The sequence below is a fragment of the Variovorax sp. RTB1 genome (assembly GCF_035018765.1).
In the GTDB taxonomy this organism is placed as follows: Bacteria; Pseudomonadota; Gammaproteobacteria; order Burkholderiales; family Burkholderiaceae_C; genus Variovorax.
Genome location: NZ_JASJXG010000036.1, coordinates 1 through 16,157 on the forward strand (window position 1 = coordinate 1; position 16,157 = coordinate 16,157).

16 protein-coding genes are annotated in these 16,157 nt (G+C 61.9%); 12 read left to right on the forward strand and 4 right to left on the reverse strand.

The annotated features are described in order from the left end of the window. Positions 1 to 206: 206 nt before the first annotated feature. From dnaJ to QN397_RS19120, 4 genes are all read left to right on the forward strand, one after another. The gene (dnaJ, locus tag QN397_RS19105) at positions 207 to 1,343 is read left to right on the forward strand and encodes a molecular chaperone DnaJ (protein WP_323497327.1); all 1,137 of its coding nucleotides are present in this window, start codon (positions 207 to 209) and stop codon (positions 1,341 to 1,343) included. A 309-nt stretch (positions 1,344 to 1,652) separates the two neighbouring features. Then, positions 1,653 to 3,575, forward strand: coding sequence for a PrkA family serine protein kinase (locus QN397_RS19110; protein WP_323497328.1), 1,923 nt, complete (start codon positions 1,653 to 1,655; stop codon positions 3,573 to 3,575). A 36-nt stretch (positions 3,576 to 3,611) separates the two neighbouring features. Then, on the forward strand, positions 3,612 to 4,904 hold the full coding sequence (locus QN397_RS19115) for a YeaH/YhbH family protein (protein ID WP_323497329.1): 1,293 nt from the start codon (positions 3,612 to 3,614) through the stop codon (positions 4,902 to 4,904). After that, a complete protein-coding gene (locus QN397_RS19120) occupies positions 4,901 to 6,442 on the forward strand; it encodes a SpoVR family protein (protein ID WP_323497330.1) in 1,542 nt (513 codons plus the stop codon). The genes QN397_RS19115 and QN397_RS19120 overlap by 4 nt, the downstream gene beginning before the upstream one ends. A 23-nt stretch (positions 6,443 to 6,465) precedes the next feature. Here QN397_RS19120 and QN397_RS19125 read toward each other — a convergent pair whose 3' ends face one another. The 3 genes from QN397_RS19125 to aroQ all read right to left on the reverse strand — a co-directional run bounded on the left by QN397_RS19125 (position 6,466) and on the right by aroQ (position 8,319). Further along, complete coding sequence (locus QN397_RS19125) at positions 6,466 to 7,266, reverse strand: hypothetical protein (protein ID WP_323497331.1); 801 nt, start codon at positions 7,264 to 7,266, stop codon at positions 6,466 to 6,468. A 114-nt stretch (positions 7,267 to 7,380) separates the two neighbouring features. Beyond that, entirely contained in the window at positions 7,381 to 7,749 is a 369-nt protein-coding gene (locus tag QN397_RS19130; RefSeq protein WP_323497332.1) for a hypothetical protein, read from the reverse strand. Between the two features lie 120 nt (positions 7,750 to 7,869). Beyond that, positions 7,870 to 8,319 carry a type II 3-dehydroquinate dehydratase gene (gene aroQ / locus QN397_RS19135; protein WP_323497333.1) on the reverse strand — a complete coding sequence of 150 codons (450 nt, stop codon included), beginning with the start codon at positions 8,317 to 8,319 and terminating at the stop codon, positions 7,870 to 7,872. A gap of 99 nt (positions 8,320 to 8,418) precedes the next feature. On the opposite strand from aroQ, the gene QN397_RS19140 reads away from it, so the two are divergent. From QN397_RS19140 to QN397_RS19175, 8 genes are all read left to right on the forward strand, one after another. After that, the gene (locus tag QN397_RS19140) at positions 8,419 to 9,537 is read left to right on the forward strand and encodes an S-(hydroxymethyl)glutathione dehydrogenase/class III alcohol dehydrogenase (RefSeq protein WP_323497334.1); all 1,119 of its coding nucleotides are present in this window, start codon (positions 8,419 to 8,421) and stop codon (positions 9,535 to 9,537) included. 77 nt (positions 9,538 to 9,614) lie between these two features. Beyond that, a complete protein-coding gene (locus QN397_RS19145; RefSeq protein ID WP_323497440.1) occupies positions 9,615 to 10,517 on the forward strand; it encodes an alpha/beta hydrolase in 903 nt (300 codons plus the stop codon). Further along, positions 10,514 to 11,401: an S-formylglutathione hydrolase gene (fghA, locus tag QN397_RS19150; RefSeq protein WP_323497335.1), complete on the forward strand. Its 888-nt coding sequence runs from the start codon at positions 10,514 to 10,516 to the stop codon at positions 11,399 to 11,401. Before QN397_RS19145 ends, fghA begins: the two co-directional genes overlap by 4 nt. Before the next feature lie 23 nt (positions 11,402 to 11,424). Further along, positions 11,425 to 11,922, forward strand: a complete 498-nt coding sequence (locus tag QN397_RS19155) for a GNAT family N-acetyltransferase (protein ID WP_323497336.1) — start codon at positions 11,425 to 11,427, stop codon at positions 11,920 to 11,922. 7 nt (positions 11,923 to 11,929) lie between these two features. Beyond that, the gene (locus QN397_RS19160) at positions 11,930 to 12,106 is read left to right on the forward strand and encodes a hypothetical protein (RefSeq protein ID WP_323497337.1); all 177 of its coding nucleotides are present in this window, start codon (positions 11,930 to 11,932) and stop codon (positions 12,104 to 12,106) included. Beyond that, positions 12,103 to 12,732 (forward strand): 3'-5' exonuclease, encoded by a 630-nt coding sequence (locus QN397_RS19165; protein WP_323497338.1) that lies wholly within the window; start codon positions 12,103 to 12,105, stop codon positions 12,730 to 12,732. The genes QN397_RS19160 and QN397_RS19165 overlap by 4 nt, the downstream gene beginning before the upstream one ends. A 246-nt stretch (positions 12,733 to 12,978) precedes the next feature. Further along, complete coding sequence (gene gndA / locus QN397_RS19170; RefSeq protein ID WP_416352190.1) at positions 12,979 to 14,397, forward strand: NADP-dependent phosphogluconate dehydrogenase; 1,419 nt, start codon at positions 12,979 to 12,981, stop codon at positions 14,395 to 14,397. Positions 14,398 to 14,440: 43 nt separating this feature from the next. Beyond that, positions 14,441 to 14,992, forward strand: coding sequence for a GNAT family N-acetyltransferase (locus QN397_RS19175; protein WP_323497340.1), 552 nt, complete (start codon positions 14,441 to 14,443; stop codon positions 14,990 to 14,992). A 1-nt stretch (position 14,993) separates the two neighbouring features. On the opposite strand, the gene QN397_RS19180 is transcribed toward QN397_RS19175, so the two are convergent. Beyond that, on the reverse strand, positions 14,994 to 16,082 hold the full coding sequence (locus QN397_RS19180; protein WP_323497341.1) for a PA0069 family radical SAM protein: 1,089 nt from the start codon (positions 16,080 to 16,082) through the stop codon (positions 14,994 to 14,996). Positions 16,083 to 16,157: the final 75 nt, after the last annotated feature.

Below are 16,157 nucleotides of genomic sequence, written 5' to 3' on the forward strand. Positions count from 1 at the left end.
GGCGGCGCAGCGGCTGGCCCGCAAGCGGCAAGCGCGCCGGCCGACGACAACGTCGTCGACGCCGAAGTCAAGGAAGTGAAGAAGGGCTGATCTTGTTGCCCTGATCTGCGCGGAAACCGGGCTGGATCACCTTTGCGGGTGGTCCAGCCTTTTCCGCTTCAAGCCGCCTGCACCGACCGAACCCGCGAACCCTGCGAACTCCGCCCATGGCCACCAAACGCGACTACTACGAAACCCTCGGCGTTCCCAAGAATGCCAGCGAGGAAGAAATCAAGAAGTCTTATCGCAAGCTTGCGATGAAGCACCACCCTGACCGAAATCACGGCGACACCACCAAGGCCGCCGAGGACAAGTTCAAGGAGGTCAAGGAAGCCTACGAAATGCTGTCGGACAGCCAGAAGCGCGCGGCCTACGACCAGCATGGTTTTGCCGGCGTCGACCCCAACATGCGCGGCGGTCCCGGCGCAGAAGGCTTCGGCGGCTTCGCAGAGGCCTTTGGCGACATCTTTGGCGACGTCTTCGGTGGTGCGCGTGGGCGCACCAGTGGCGGGCGCCAGGTATTCCGCGGCGGTGACTTGAGCTACGCCATGGAAGTCACTCTCGAAGAAGCAGCCGAAGGCAAGGAAGCCCAGATCCGCATCCCGAGCTGGGACGAGTGCGGCACTTGCCATGGCAGCGGCGCCAAGGCCGGCACCAAGCCGATCGTGTGCACAACCTGCCATGGAGCAGGCGCGGTGCAGATGCGGCAAGGCTTTTTCAGCGTGCAGCAAACCTGCCCGACCTGCCACGGCACGGGCAAGCTCATCCCGGAACCCTGTGCGGTGTGCCATGGCCAGGGCAAGATCAAGAACAACAAGACGCTCGAGGTCAAGATCCCTTCAGGGATCGATGACGGCATGCGCATCCGCAGTACCGGCAACGGCGAACCCGGCACCAACGGCGGTCCGCCAGGTGACCTGTACATCGAGATCCGCTTGAAGAAGCACGAGCTCTTCGAACGCGATGGCGATGACCTGCATTGCGTCGTGCCCGTTGCGGTGACCACGGCAGCGCTCGGCGGCGAGATCAAGGTGCCGACCTTGAAGGGTGCAGCCGCCATCGACATCCCCGACGGCACGCAAAGCGGCAAGCAGTTTCGGCTGCGCGGCAAGGGCATCAAGGGCGTGCGTTCCAGTTACCCGGGGGACTTGTACTGCCATGTGCGTGTCGAGACGCCGGTCAAGCTCACCGAGCACCAGCGCAAGTTGCTCAAGGAGCTCGACGAGTCGCTCAAAAACGGAGGCGACAAGCACAGCCCGACAGACAAGGGCTGGATCGACAAGGCAAAGGAGTTCTTTAGTTAATCGAGCGGAAGCAAGCGGCCCCAGAGGCCGCTTTTTTTATGTGCTCATAGCAAACTAGGCTGTCTCGTTTCAGAGACGCTCTCCTGCGCCAACGAGGAACTTTTCACAACACAGTACCTTCTTAAAAAGGGTGTCTGCGAAGGCCGCCTACTGCAGGCGCGCTCTTTGCTTTAAGCTAATTGAACGGATTTGGCGACGAAGTTTTTTCTGCGCAGCCCCGCATTTCGGACCACCGGTAGCCCGATTGACGCGTTATGTGCAGTACGGTAAGTCCGTGCAGTGTTTTCGCTCACTCGATGGAGGTGTTCTATGGATGTGATCAGCAGTTATGCCGCCCGCTACGAACGCACACGCGAGGAAGTCCTTTCGCTATCGGACTACCTCGACATATGCAAACGCGAGCCTGTTGCGTATGCCACCGCCGCAGAGCGGATGCTCAAGGCGATCGGCGAGCCCGAGATGGTCGACACGCGAAATGACTCGCGTCTGTCGCGGATCTTTGCCAACAAGGTTCTGAAGATATACCCGGCTTTCAAAGAGTTCTACGGCATGGAGGAGGCCATCGAGCAGGTGGTGTCGTACTTCCGCCATGCCGCACAAGGGCTCGAAGAAAAGAAGCAGATCCTGTACCTGCTCGGCCCCGTTGGCGGCGGCAAGAGTTCCATCGCAGAGCGGCTCAAGCAGCTCATGGAGCACGTGCCGTTCTATGCCATTCAAGGCTCGCCAGTCAACGAGACCCCGCTCGGCCTTTTCGATGCAGCCGAAGACGGCGAGATCCTCGAAAAAGAATACGGCATTCCGCGCCGCTACCTGAACCGCATCCTGTCGCCATGGGCTGTGAAGCGCCTCGAAGAATTCGGTGGCGACATCCGTAAGTTCAAGGTGGTCAAGCGGTACCCATCGGTGCTGAGGCAAGTGGCTGTTGCCAAGACCGAGCCAGGCGACGAAAACAACCAGGACATCTCGTCATTGGTGGGCAAGGTAGACATCCGCAAGCTCGAAACATTCGCGCAGGACGACACCGATGCGTACGCGTATTCAGGCGGCCTGTGCCTGGCCAACCAGGGCCTGCTCGAGTTCGTGGAAATGTTCAAGGCGCCCATCAAGGTGCTGCATCCGCTGCTCACCGCGACGCAAGAAGGCAACTTCAAGGGCACTGAAGGTTTCGGCGCTATTCCGTTCGACGGCATCGTGCTGGCGCACAGCAACGAGAGCGAGTGGAAGGCCTTCCGCAACAACAAGAACAACGAGGCTTTTCTCGACCGGATCTACATCGTCAAGGTGCCCTACTGCCTGCGCGCCTCCGAAGAAATCAAGATCTACGAAAAGCTCGTGCGCAACTCGTCGCTGGCTGCGGCGCCCTGCGCGCCCGGCACGCTTCGAATGATGGCGCAGCTGTCGGTGCTCACGCGCTTGAAAGAGCCCGAGAACTCCAGCATCTTCAGCAAGATGCAGATCTACGACGGCGACAACCTGAAGGACACCGATCCCAAGGCCAAGTCGTTGCAGGAGTACCGCGACTACGCCGGCGTCGACGAAGGCATGAGTGGCGTGTCGACACGTTTCGCCTTCAAGATCATCTCCAAGGTCTTCAATTTCGACAGCACCGAAGTCGCGGCCAACCCGGTGCACTTGATGTATGTGCTGGAGCAACAGATCGAGCGCGAACAGTTCGCACCCGAGGTCGAGCAAAAGTACATCAGCTATATCAAGGAGCTGTTGGCACCGCGCTATGCCGAGTTCATCGGCAAGGAAATCCAGACGGCGTACCTCGAGAGCTACAGCGAGTACGGGCAAAACATCTTCGACCGCTACGTGACTTACGCCGACTACTGGATTCAGGACCAGGAGTACCGCGACGTCGACACGGGCGAAGTGTTCGATCGTGCGTCGCTCAACGGCGAGCTCGAGAAGATCGAGCGGCCGGCCGGCATCGGCAACCCGAAAGATTTCCGCAACGAGATCGTCAACTTCGTGCTGCGTGCACGGGCCGGCAATGCAGGGCGCAATCCGGCATGGACCAGCTATGAAAAGCTGCGCGCGGTCATCGAGAAGAAGATGTTCTCCAACACCGAAGAACTCTTGCCCGTTATCAGCTTCAACACCAAGAGCAGTGCAGACGAGCAGAAGAAGCACGAGGACTTCGTCGATCGCATGGTGGCCAAGGGATACACCGCGAAGCAGGTCCGGCTGCTGTGCGAATGGTATTTAAGGGTACGCAAGAGTTCCTAGAGTCCCCGATTTCACCGCACAAGGAGTTGCGAAACAGTGGCCATCCTGCAGCAGATCATCGATCGGCGTTTGTCGGGAAAGAACAAGTCGATCGGCAATCGCGAGCGCTTCCTTCGGCGTTATCGCGGGCAAATCCAGGAGGCCGTGCGCAAGGCGGTCAGTGGCCGAAACATCCGCGATCTTGCGCAGGGTGAAGACGTCACCCTGCCGCGTCGCGACGTGTCCGAGCCGGCCTTCGGGCATGCGCCAGGCGGCAACCGCGAATACGTACACCCCGGCAATCAGGAGTACCTGAAGGGTGATCGCATCAAGCGGCCGCCGGGCCAATCGGGCGGCGGCAGTGGGAGCGGTGAAGCGGGCGACGGCGGCGAAGGCGAAGACGACTTCGTGTTCCGCCTTACCCGCGAAGAATTCATGCACGCATTCTTCGAAGACCTGGCGTTGCCGCACCTGATCCGAACGCAAATTGCCGAAGTGCCGGAGTGGAAGAGCCATCGCGCCGGCTTTACCAGCGACGGCTCACCGACCAACCTGCATGTCGTGCGCTCCATGCGCGGCGCCCTCGCCCGCCGCATCGCGCTCGGTGGCGAGCCACGCAAAGAGTTGCGCCGGCTCGAAGCGCACTTGTTGGCGTTGCGGGCGCATCCGCACGCGGTACCGTCCCTGGTGCAAAAAGAGATCGAAGAAACCGAAGCGCAAATCGAAGAGCTGCGCCGTACCGCGCGTCATGTGCCGTACATCGACCCGATCGACCTGCGTTACCGCAATCGCGTAAAGACGCCGGTGCCGAGTGCCAAAGCGGTCATGTTTTGTTTGATGGACGTTTCGGGCTCGATGGACGAATCGCGCAAGGACATGTCCAAGCGCTTCTTCATGCTGCTCTATTTGTTCCTGACCCGGCATTACGAAAAGATTGATCTGGTCTTTTTGCGGCATCACACGCAGGCCGAAGAAGTGTCCGAGGACGAGTTCTTTCATGCGACCGAAACGGGCGGTACGGTCGTATCGAGCGCTTTGGTGCTGATGGACGAAATCATTCGGGCGCGCTACCCGAGCGGCGAGTGGAATATCTATGGCGCGCAGGCAAGCGATGGCGACAACTGGCATCAGGACAGTGGGCGCTGCCGCCAATTGCTCGACGAAAAGATCTTGCCGATGGTGCGCTACTACGCCTACGTGCAAGTGGCACAGGCCGAGCAGAACCTGTGGCAGGAGTACACGCAGCTGCAAGGCATGCGGCCCAACTTCGCGATGCGCAAAGTGGCTGACGCGCAAGACATCTATCCCGTCTTTCGCGAACTGTTCAAGAAGGAAGGAATCGCCAGATGACCGACCTGCTGATCGAGCCCAACCTCGAACGCGCGGACCAGCCGCTGCCGAGCCCTTCTGACTGGACCTTCGAGCTCATCGAGCTCTATCACACCGAGATCGCGCGCACGGCGCGAGGCTACGGGCTCGACGTGTACCCCAACCAGCTCGAGGTGATCAGTTCAGAGCAGATGATGGACGCCTACTCCAGCGTCGGCATGCCGATGCTCTACCGGCACTGGTCGTACGGCAAGCAGTTCATCCTCACCGAGAAGAACTACCGCCGCGGCCACATGGGGCTGGCGTACGAAATCGTCATCAACTCCGACCCGTGCATTGCCTATCTCATGGAAGAGAACACCATGGCGATGCAAGCCCTGGTGATCGCGCACGCGGCATATGGACACAACAGCTTCTTCAAGGGCAACTACCTCTTCCGGATGTGGACCGACGCGTCGTCCATCATCGACTACCTTGTCTACGCGCGGCACTACATCGCCGAATGCGAGCAGCGTCATGGCGTCGACTCGGTCGAAGAGCTGCTCGACTCTTGCCATGCGCTGATGAACTACGGTGTGGATCGTTATCGCCGCCCGCAGCGCCGTTCGCTCGCGCAAGAGAGCCTGCAGCGCGCCGAGCGCGAGCAGCACATGCAGCAGCAGATCAACGACCTGTGGCGCACGCTGCCGCGCCGTGAAGGCCAGGCCGCGGAGGCGGCGGCCGCCAAGCGCTTCCCGGACGAGCCGCAAGAAAATCTGCTGTACTTCATCGAGAAAAACGCGGCGCTGCTGGAACCATGGCAACGCGAGGTCGTGCGCATCGTTCGCAAGGTTGCGCAGTATTTCTATCCGCAGCGTCAGACCCAGGTGATGAACGAGGGCTGGGCCACCTTCTGGCACTACACCCTGCTCAACACCATGTACGACCGCGGCTTGCTGGCCGACGGGTTCATGATCGAGTGGCTGAGTTCGCACACCGGCGTGATCTACCAACCGCCGGTCGGACACCGTGCGTACAGCGGGATCAACCCGTATGCACTCGGCTTCGCGATGTTTACAGACCTGCGGCGCATCTGCGAGAAGCCGACCGAAGAAGACCGTCGCTGGTTCCCCGACATCGCGGGCAGCGACTGGGTCAAGACGCTCGACTATGCGATGCGCAACTTCAAGGACGAGAGCTTCATCGGCCAGTTCTTGAGCCCGAAGGTGATGCGCGACTTTCGTCTCTTCGCGATTCGCGATCATGAGAAAGACAGCGAGCTCGAGGTCGCCGCGATCCACGACGACAGCGGCTACCAAGCGCTGCGTGAGTCGTTGGCGCGGCAGTACGACATCAGCTGCCGCGAGCCGGACATCCAGGTCTGGAACGTGAACACCCGCGGCGACCGGTCACTGACCCTGCGCCACACGCAGCGCAATGGCTTGCCGCTGAACGACGGAGCCGAAGAAGTGCTCAAGCACGTCGCGCGGCTGTGGGGTTTCGACGTCCAGTTGGAGAGCGTCGACGGCCAGGGCAAAGTGAGCCGCAGCTGGAAAGCCGTCGCGCCTCGCCAGACCTGAAAAGAAGCCCGCAGGCGGACCGCTCAGTTCGCCATCGTCGGGTTGCGCTTCTCTTCCATCAGACGTTGTTGCTGAAGCACCGCTGTACAGGCCGGGTGCGCGCTGTGCTCGGCCTTCGCACATTGCGCTGCCATGCACCTCGATGCTGCAAAAAAACCCAGGCCGGTGCACTGCGCCTTAGGGTCGGTTGCCGCGGTTGCGGTGGCTGCCCGACTGCCCGGCGCTGTCAATGACACGGACGCCTTGGCTGGTGTGCGGGTCGCCGCGGGCGCAACCGCTGTGGCTGGCGGCGTCGTGGTCACTGCTGATCTGGATGTTGCGCGGTTGCCCGAAGCGGCACCGACAGCGGAGGTCGGAGGTACGACCTGAGCGGAAGGAGTTGCGGTCGTTGGCTCCGTCTGAGTCAAGGGGTTGAACGGAGACAACGGAGACAACGGAGTCATCGGAGCCAGCGGCACAACCGGCGCAGTCGCTACCGCAACCTCTGGTTCTCCGCCCACGCCCGAATGCCCGAACGCGTAGATGTACAACCCACCCGCACCGGCGACCAGCCAGCCGGCGGCGCCGATGACGAGCGCGATCGCGAAGGCCGCCACGCTGACCCACAGGCCCTTGCGTCCTTCGACGGTGCGTCGCGGACCGCTCGACAGTGGAGGTGTCTGCGACGCTGATGCGTTGGCTGAGGTGGCGGAGGTGGCGGAGGCGGCCGGCGTGGCTGATATCGCACCGGTCGCTGCAACAAACCCGGAAGCCCGAGGCAGCGCAGTGTCGGCGCGAATGTCAGGCTCCCTAAGGAACGTGCCGCGATGCGCAGCGTGCGGCATATGCGGCAATATTTCAGTCGCCGCAAAAACCGTCGGCAGCGATTCGATGCACTCGATGCAGAATTTCGCGACCGAACGGTTTTCAGTCCCGCATGCGGGACAGGTCACGCCCATTCAGTGCGCCACCTGGCAGATGCGCGGAGTTTCGATAAAAACACCGCCGCTTTGGGCGGACGACAGGTTCTTCTCAGCAGACAACACCAACGCTGCCTGATGCGCCGAGCGGCTGGCGGTCTTGACGTGCGAGATCAGTACCCGCCACTCCTGGGTGAGCTGATCGGACGAATCGTCTTCGGGTGAGCGCAGCAGCGTCTGGCCGGCGTCGACCAAATTTGCAGCGGCTGTCAGGCAGATGGTCAGTGCTTGCTGGGCGGCAGTGGATGCCGGGCGGAGCGCGTCGGGCCCACCGTCTACACGTGCCAATACTTCTTCGATGGCGATCAGGGCGCGTTCGAGCAATGCACGGTCGGATAGGGTTGTCATCAATTTGTCCCGGAATGTTTCCGAATTCAAACTCGATGGTGCCAGCCCTCTCTCAAAACGCATGTGCACTTTGCCACAAGCAGATACAAAAGTTTCTAAATGTGTCGACGGTTCGATCGCTCAACTGTTCAGCCGGACCAACGCCTCGATCGCCAAGGGATACCCTTTCACGCCCAGCCCCACGATGATCCCGCGGGCGGCCGGTGAAATATAGGAGTGATGGCGAAATTCCTCGCGCGCATGCACGTTCGAAATATGCAGCTCGATCAAGGTCACGTTCGCGCCCTTGATGGCATCGTGCAGCGCGATCGATGTGTGCGTGTAAGCACCCGGATTCATCACCACGCCGATCATGTCGCCAGCAGAAATCTCGCGGCCGGCCTCGTGAATCCAGTCGATCAGCTGGCCCTCGTGATTGGACTGGCGGCACTCGACCGCCACGCCGAGCTTGTCGCCCGTTTCCTTGCACATGCGCTCGACATCGGCGAGCGTTTCATAGCCATATTGCGCGGGCTCTCGCGTGCCCAGCAAGTTGAGATTGGGGCCGTTCAAAACGAGGATTTTTTTCATGGGATGCAGCTCCGGTCGCGGGCATCTTATAGTGACCGGCTGCCTCATCGCATCCGCACGAATTCCTTCCTCAATCTCGATCACTTCTCTTCTTCTGACATGAAAACCAAAGCCGCCGTCGCCTGGAAATCCGGAGCCCCGCTCACCATCGAAACCGTCGACCTCGACGGCCCGAAATTCGGCGAAGTGCTGGTCGAGATCAAGGCCACCGGCATCTGCCACACCGACTACTACACGCTGTCGGGTGCCGACCCGGAAGGCATCTTCCCGGCAATCCTCGGCCATGAAGGCGCGGGCATCGTGGTCGACGTCGGCCCCGGCGTGACCACGCTCAAAAAGGGTGATCACGTCATCCCGCTCTACACGCCCGAGTGCCGCCACTGCAAGTTCTGCCTGTCGCGCAAGACCAACCTGTGCCAGCAGATCCGCACCACGCAGGGCAAGGGCCTGATGCCCGATGCGACGAGCCGCTTCAGCATGGACGGCAAGCCGATCTTTCACTACATGGGCACCTCGACCTTCAGCAACTACACGGTCGTGCCTGAGATTTCGTTGGCGAAGATCCGCGAAGACGCGCCGTTCGACAAGGTCTGCTACATCGGCTGCGGCGTGACCACCGGCATCGGCGCGGTGATCTTCACGGCCAAGGTGGAAGCTGGCGCCAATGTCGTCGTGTTCGGCTTGGGCGGCATCGGCCTGAACGTGATTCAGGGCGCAAGGATGGTGGGCGCCGACAAGATCATCGGCGTCGACCTGAACCCGGAGCGCGAGGCGATGGCTCGCAAGTTCGGCATGACTCACTTTCTGAACCCGAAAGACGTCGAAGCGGCCGGCGGCAACATCGTCGACGCCATCGTTCAGCTGACCGACGGCGGCGCGGACTACAGCTTCGAGTGCATCGGCAACACCAAGGTGATGCGTCAGGCGCTCGAGTGCACGCACAAAGGCTGGGGTCGCAGCATCATCATCGGCGTGGCCGAAGCGGGCGCCGAGATCAGCACGCGGCCGTTCCAGCTGGTCACCGGGCGCAAGTGGGAAGGCTCTGCCTTCGGCGGCGCGCGTGGACGGACAGACGTGCCGAAGATCGTCGACTGGTACATGGAGAACAAGATCAACATCGATGACCTGATCACTCACACCATGCCGCTCGAAGACATCAACAAGGGCTTCGAGTTGATGAAGAGCGGGGAGTCGATTCGGGGTGTGGTTCTGTACTAGCTCACCCATGTGTCCGCTTGGAAAGACAACTGGCACCCCGCCGCGACAAAAACGGAAATAACCCTGTGGCCCGACCCATGCATCCGTTGAAGCACATCGAGGCCGGAGTACTCGACATCGCCTACTTCGAAACCGGCCCTGCCGACGGACCGCCGGTGTTCCTGATGCACGGCTTTCCGTACGACATTCACACTTACGCCGAGGTCGCACCGTTGCTGGCCGACGCAGGTTGCCGCGTGATCGTTCCGTACCTGCGCGGCTACGGCGCCACGCGTTTTCTCGATGCGGCGACACCGCGATCGGGTGAGCAAGCCGCGTTAGGCGCCGACCTGCTGGCGCTGATGAACGCGTTGCACGTTCCACGCGCCGTGCTCGCTGGCTACGACTGGGGCGGCCGCGCTGCGTGCGTCGTCGCGGCGCTGTGGCCTGAGCGTTGCGCCGGCCTCGTCTCCTTCAACAGCTACAACATCCAGAACATTGCCAAAGGCATGGAGCCTGAGAAAGCGGAGAACGAACATCGGTATTGGTACCAGTACTACTTTCACAACGAGCGCGGTCGTGCCGGGCTTGAAAAAGACCGCCGCGGCATCACGCGGCTGTTGTGGAAGCTCTGGTCGCCGACCTGGACCTTCGACGATGCGACCTTCGAGCGCAGCGCGGCCGCGTTCGACCATCCTGATTTCATCGACGTCGTGGTCCACTCGTATCGGCATCGCTTCGGCCTGGTGCCGGGCGATCCGGCTTACGACTACATCGAACGCCAACTCGCAGCGCAGCCTCCGATCGCGGTGCCGACCATCACCTTCGACGGCATCGACGATGGCGTGCGTGAGCCCGCCGATGCCTCGGCGCACGCCGCCAAATTTACCGGGCAGCGCTCACACCGCTTGGTGCCGGGCGTCGGCCACAACATGCCGCAAGAAGTGCCGCGCTTATTCGCCGATGCGGTACTCGAACTGACGCCCAACCTCCATTCATGAACGACTCGACCCACTCTGCTTCAGCGCTGCGCAACCTGTCCGAACACCGCTGCTTCGGCGGCACACAGCGCTTCTATGAACACGCATCGACAGAAATCGGCTTGGCGATGCGTTTCTCGATCTTCCTGCCGCCGCATTCGAACCACGGCAAGGTGCCCGCGGTGATGTACCTCGCCGGCCTCACCTGCAATGAAGAAACATTCATGGTCAAGGCCGGCGCGCAGCGCATGGCAGCCGAACTCGGCATCGCATTGATCGCGCCCGACACCAGCCCGCGTGGCGCCAACGTCGAAGGTGATAGTGCAAGCTGGGACTTCGGCGTGGGCGCCGGCTTCTATCTCGATGCAACCGAAGCACCTTGGTCGACGCACTGGCGCATGGAGAGCTACCTCATCAACGAGCTGCTTCCACTCATCACCCTGACGCAGCCGATCGACGGCGAGCGCATCGGCATCTTCGGCCACTCGATGGGCGGCCATGGCGCACTCACGCTGGCATTGCGGCATCCGGGCGTGTTCAAGTCGCTGTCGGCGCTGGCACCGATCTGCGCGCCGAGCCGTTGCCCATGGGGCGAAAAGGCTTTCACAGGCTATCTCGGCAGCAGCCGCGAGACATGGTCTTCGCACGACGCTACCGAGCTGATGGAAGCGTTGGCCGGCGCAAAAGAGAAAGCGCCGTACCCGGACGGCATCCTGATCGACCAGGGCCTGGCAGACAAATTCCTGACTGATCAATTGCATCCGCACCTGTTCGAAGCCGCATGCGCCGATGCCGGGCAGCCGCTCGACCTGCGCCGCCACGAAGGCTACGACCATGGCTACTACTTCATTCAAAGCTTCATCGAAGACCACCTCGCGCACCACGCACGCAGCTTGCGGGCCTGAGCCGATTTGCTCTGACGTCACCCATGTCCACCTCAGAGACACCCACGCTCCGTCTTCGACCGCGCGACTACGCACCGGGTGAAAACGCAGTGCTCGCCGGCATCTGGCGGCGCGCGTGGATCTCGGCACAGCGTGGCGAAAAGACGGTGGCGCCGATCGGGCTTTGGCTGTCTCGCGTACAGGCCGAGTTCGTGCCGCCGGCCGATGTGCTGCTCGCCGAGCGCGACGAACAGATCATCGGCTTCATGATGGTGCTTACGCAGCGCAACTATGTGGCGCAACTGTTCATCGAGCCGCACCTGCAACGCGAAGGGCTGGGCCAGTCGCTGCTCGGTGAAGCATGCGTGCGCATGCCGACAGGCTGGAGGCTGCACGTCGCCACGGCCAACATTGCGGCGCAACGTTTCTACGAGCGCTACGGACTGGAGCGCGGCGTGGTCGACCGGCATCCGTCCAACGGCCGCGAGCGCGTGGTCTACCACTGGGCACCGCGCACTGGGCGCTCGATGAACCGGCCATGAACAGACCATGAGCGGTCTCGCCGAAAGCCTGCCCGAAGTGTTCGAAAAGCCCGGCCGCATCCAGGCGCGCCGTATGTTGCGCTGGGGGAGGCTCGGATGGGAGGCGGTCGTACGATCGGGCAAGCCATCCCGCATGAAATCAGCGCAGCCCCCGCCAAAGAAAAAGAAAGCACCCGCCCGTTGATCGACGCCCAACACCCTCACGTCCTGCCGATCTCGGAGTTGCCCGAGCGCGAGCAGATCGCGCTACTGGCGCCCTTCGACGGACTCGACCTGCAAGACATCGTGGTGGTCGGAACGGTCGACGATGCGGCCCGCGCAGCAGCAGATTTGCTGGCCGCGCGCATCGTCGGATTCGATACAGAATCCAAGCCCACCTTCGCCAAGAACGAAGTCAACACCGGCCCCCACCTCGTCCAGTTCTCGACGATGACGACCGCCTATCTGTTCCAGTTGCATCGCACCGATTGCATCCCGACCATACAGATGCTCATCGACTCAACGGCATTGCTGAAGGTCGGGTTCGGCCTGTCGACCGATCTCACACTGATCCGCAATCGCCTCGGCACCGAGCCGCGCGCAGTGTTCGACATCGACAACGAATTTCGGCGGCGAGGGTATAGGAAATCGGTTGGCGTGAAGACGGCTGTCGCGCTGGTGTTCGACCGACGCTTCATGAAGTCGCGCAAGGCGACGACGTCGAACTGGGCGAACAAGCAACTGACCGACTCGCAGATTCGCTACGCTGCGAACGACGCGTATGCATCGATCCGTGTGTACGACGCGCTGGGCTTGCGACAGCCCCCGTGACGGTGACGGTGACGGTGACGGTGCGATCGATGAACCGTTGCATGTGAATGTTCCCCTGTGAATTGCGACGACTGACAAGGCCGCAAGCCTTGCGCAGCGCATCGGCGTCCTACGTCAGCCATGCGCCGTTGCGGCGGCAGTGCGCGTTTTCTGCATGCGCGGCAAAATGGCCGACAGAACACCAACCGCCAAGCACCCTCCGTGCCCCGCATGAAAGACACCATGAGCAGCAGCACCTCCGCGGAAATCAAAAAGAGCGATTTCGGTTTGATCGGCTTGGCCGTGATGGGCCAGAACCTGGTGCTGAACGTCGAGAGCCGCGGTTTTCAGGTCAGCGTGTTCAATCGCACGACCGACAAGACCGACGAGTTCGTCGCGAAGAACCCGGGTAAGAAGCTGGTCGGCTGCGACACGCTAGAAGCTTTCGTGCAGAGCCTCGCGCTGCCGCGCAAGATTCAGATCATGGTGAAGGCTGGTGCGCCGGTCGACCAGGTGATCGAGCAGCTCATTCCCTTGCTCGCCAAGGACGACATCGTGATCGACGGGGGCAATAGCCTCTACACCGACACCGAGCGGCGCGATGCCTACCTGGCCGGCAAAGGCCTTCGCTTCGTCGGCGCGGGCGTGTCGGGTGGTGAAGAAGGCGCGCGCAAGGGCCCGGCCATCATGCCCGGCGGCCCCGCGTCGACTTGGGAAGTAATGAAGCCGATCTTCGAGAGCATCGCAGCCAAGGTCGATGGCGAGCCTTGCGTGATCCACATCGGCCCCGGCGGCGCCGGCCACTACGTGAAGATGATCCACAACGGCATTGAGTATGGCGACATGCAGCTGATCTGCGAGGCTTACAGCCTGTTCAAGGCGGCCGGTTTCACCACCGACGAGATGGCTGCGATCTTCACCGAGTGGAACGAAGGCGACCTGCAGAGCTACCTGATCCAGATCACCGGCAAGGCGCTCGAGCAGAAAGACCCCGAGACTGGCAACGCGCTGGTCGACATGATCCTCGACAAGGCCGGGCAAAAAGGCACCGGGCAATGGACGCTCATCAACGCGGCCGAGCAGGCGATCGTCATCAGCACCATCAACGCTGCCGTCGAGGCGCGCGTGCTGTCGTCGCAGAAAAAGCAGCGCGTGGTGGCGAGTAAGCTTTTGCAGGGGCCCAAGCCGGCCTTCAGCATCGAGAAGAAAGCGCTGGTCGACAAGGTGCACGACGCGCTCTATGCATCGAAAGTCGTGAGCTACACGCAGGGCTTCGACCTCATCAAGACGATGGGCGAGAAGAAGCAATGGGGGCTCGACCTCGGTGGCATCGCATCGATCTGGCGCGGCGGCTGCATCATTCGCGCGCGATTTTTGAACCGCATCACCGACGCCTATCGCACGGACAAGGCGCTCACCAATCTGATGCTCGACCCCTTCTTCAAGGACCTGCTCAACAGCACGCAGCAGAACTGGCGCGAAGTGGTTGCAATGGCGGTGAGCAACGGCATTCCGGTGCCGGCCTTCAGCGCGTCGCTGGCGTACTACGACAGCTACCGCGCCGAGCGTTTGCCGGCAAATTTGCTGCAGGCGCAGCGCGACTTTTTCGGGGCTCACACCTACGAGCGCGTCGACAAGCCCGAAGGCCAGTTCTTCCACACCGCCTGGCCTGAAGTCATCGGCTGAGCCCAGCGCACGCGTACTCCCGCGATACCAACGCGTCACGACAATGACCCAGCCTTTCAGCCGCTATCCCGCCCATCTGGTCGAGGACTGGCAGCTGAAAGATGGAACACCAGTGCGCATCCGGCCGATTCGGTCCGACGATCTGGCCATGCACACGCACTTCGTGCACGGCCTGTTACCGCACACCGGCTATGCGCGGCTGCTGTCTCCACGCATGCCGCAAGAGGCCGAGCTGCGGCACATGACCGACATCGACTACGAGCGCGAATTGGCGTTGATCGCCACGACGCCCGTCAACGGTCACGAGCATCAGATAGGTGTAGTGCGTTACGTGCGCGGCGATACGCCTGAAACCAGTGGCATCGCCGAGTTCGCGATCGTTATCGGCGATGCGTGGCAGCGCCGTGGACTGGCCGAGAAACTGTTGCAACGCCTGATCGATGCGGCGCGCAGCGCGGGTGTCAGCACGCTGGACGACATCACGCTCTACGACAACCGCGGCATGCTGATGCTGGCGCGCAAGCTGGGATTCACGCTGCAGCGCGATGCGGGCAACCCCAACGTGACGAAGCTGCGGCTGTCACTGACGGCATGACTTAGAACAGATCGCCCTGACCCACCACACCCGGCGGCCGGAACGCCGACAGATCGAGCTCGACGCGTTGCCGATTGAAGCCGATGCGGTTCGTCGCCTTCTCGAAGCGCTGGCGAATCAGGTCGGCCCACAAGCCAGTGCCTTTCATGCGCGTCGCGAAGTCGGCGTCGTAGTCCTTGCCGCCCCGCATCTCGCGGATGCGCGCCATGACGCGCGCGGCACGGTCCGGGTAATGCACTTCGAGCCATTGCTTGAAGAGCGGCGCGACTTCCCACGGCAACCGAATCACTGTGTAGAACGCGCTGCGTGCGCCCGCCTCCCAAGCGGCTTCGAGCACGTGCTCCATGTCTTCGTTGATGAACGGGATCTGCGGCGCTACGCTCACGCCCACCGGCACACCGGCATCGACCAAGGTCTTGATGGTGCGTAACCGCCGGTGCGGCGCGGCGGCGCGCGGCTCGAGCTTGCGCGCCAGTTCGCCATCGAGCGTCGTCACTGTGATGTACACCGCGGCCAGCCGATCGGCCGCCATCGGCGCGATCAAATCCAGGTCTTGCTCGACCGCGCTCGACTTGGTCACAAGGCCGAACGGATGCCGCGTTTCCTTGAACACTTCGATGGCCGAGCGCGTCAGCCGCAGCTCGCGTTCGATCGGTTGGTAGCAATCGGTCGCGGTGCCGATCGCGATGTGGCTCGGCTTGTAGCTCTTGCGGCCGAGCTCGGTGCGCAGCACCTCGGCGATGTTGCGCTTGGCGATGAGTTTGGTTTCGAAGTCGAGCCCCGGCGACAGGTTGAGGTAGCTGTGCGTCGGTCGTGCGAAGCAATAGATGCAGCCGTGCTCGCAGCCCCGATACGGATTGATGGAGCGATCGAACGGGATGTCCGGCGAGTCGTTCTGGTTGATGACCGACTTGACGTCTTCGAAGCGCACTTCGGTTTCGATGCGCGCCGGCGGCTCACCGTACTCTTCCTCAAGCGTACCCCACCCGTCGTCCCACGCTTCGCGCGTGTCGCGCTCGAAGCGGTGCGCGAGACGGCTGGCGGCGCCGCGGCCTTTGAGGGCGGAGAGGGGAATGAAGGCTTCGGACACGGTGGCCTCGGATACTGTGATTGCATCCAGTATTCCACCGACACGCGTTCAGCGCAACCTGTCATTCGGCTGCTC

What these genes read in the sequence shown, in the direction of transcription:
- dnaJ (WP_323497327.1), top strand. Translation starts at nt 207, where the DNA reads ATGGCCACCAAACGCGACTACTACGAAACCCTCGGCGTTCCCAAGAAT.
- QN397_RS19110 (WP_323497328.1), top strand. Translation starts at nt 1,653, where the DNA reads ATGGATGTGATCAGCAGTTATGCCGCCCGCTACGAACGCACACGCGAG.
- QN397_RS19120 (WP_323497330.1), top strand. Translation starts at nt 4,901, where the DNA reads ATGACCGACCTGCTGATCGAGCCCAACCTCGAACGCGCGGACCAGCCG.
- QN397_RS19125 (WP_323497331.1), bottom strand. Translation starts at nt 7,266, where the DNA reads ATGCCGCACGCTGCGCATCGCGGCACGTTCCTTAGGGAGCCTGACATT.
- QN397_RS19130 (WP_323497332.1), bottom strand. Translation starts at nt 7,749, where the DNA reads ATGACAACCCTATCCGACCGTGCATTGCTCGAACGCGCCCTGATCGCC.
- aroQ (WP_323497333.1), bottom strand. Translation starts at nt 8,319, where the DNA reads ATGAAAAAAATCCTCGTTTTGAACGGCCCCAATCTCAACTTGCTGGGC.
- QN397_RS19140 (WP_323497334.1), top strand. Translation starts at nt 8,419, where the DNA reads ATGAAAACCAAAGCCGCCGTCGCCTGGAAATCCGGAGCCCCGCTCACC.
- QN397_RS19145 (WP_323497440.1), top strand. Translation starts at nt 9,615, where the DNA reads ATGCATCCGTTGAAGCACATCGAGGCCGGAGTACTCGACATCGCCTAC.
- fghA (WP_323497335.1), top strand. Translation starts at nt 10,514, where the DNA reads ATGAACGACTCGACCCACTCTGCTTCAGCGCTGCGCAACCTGTCCGAA.
- QN397_RS19155 (WP_323497336.1), top strand. Translation starts at nt 11,425, where the DNA reads ATGTCCACCTCAGAGACACCCACGCTCCGTCTTCGACCGCGCGACTAC.
- QN397_RS19160 (WP_323497337.1), top strand. Translation starts at nt 11,930, where the DNA reads ATGAGCGGTCTCGCCGAAAGCCTGCCCGAAGTGTTCGAAAAGCCCGGC.
- QN397_RS19175 (WP_323497340.1), top strand. Translation starts at nt 14,441, where the DNA reads ATGACCCAGCCTTTCAGCCGCTATCCCGCCCATCTGGTCGAGGACTGG.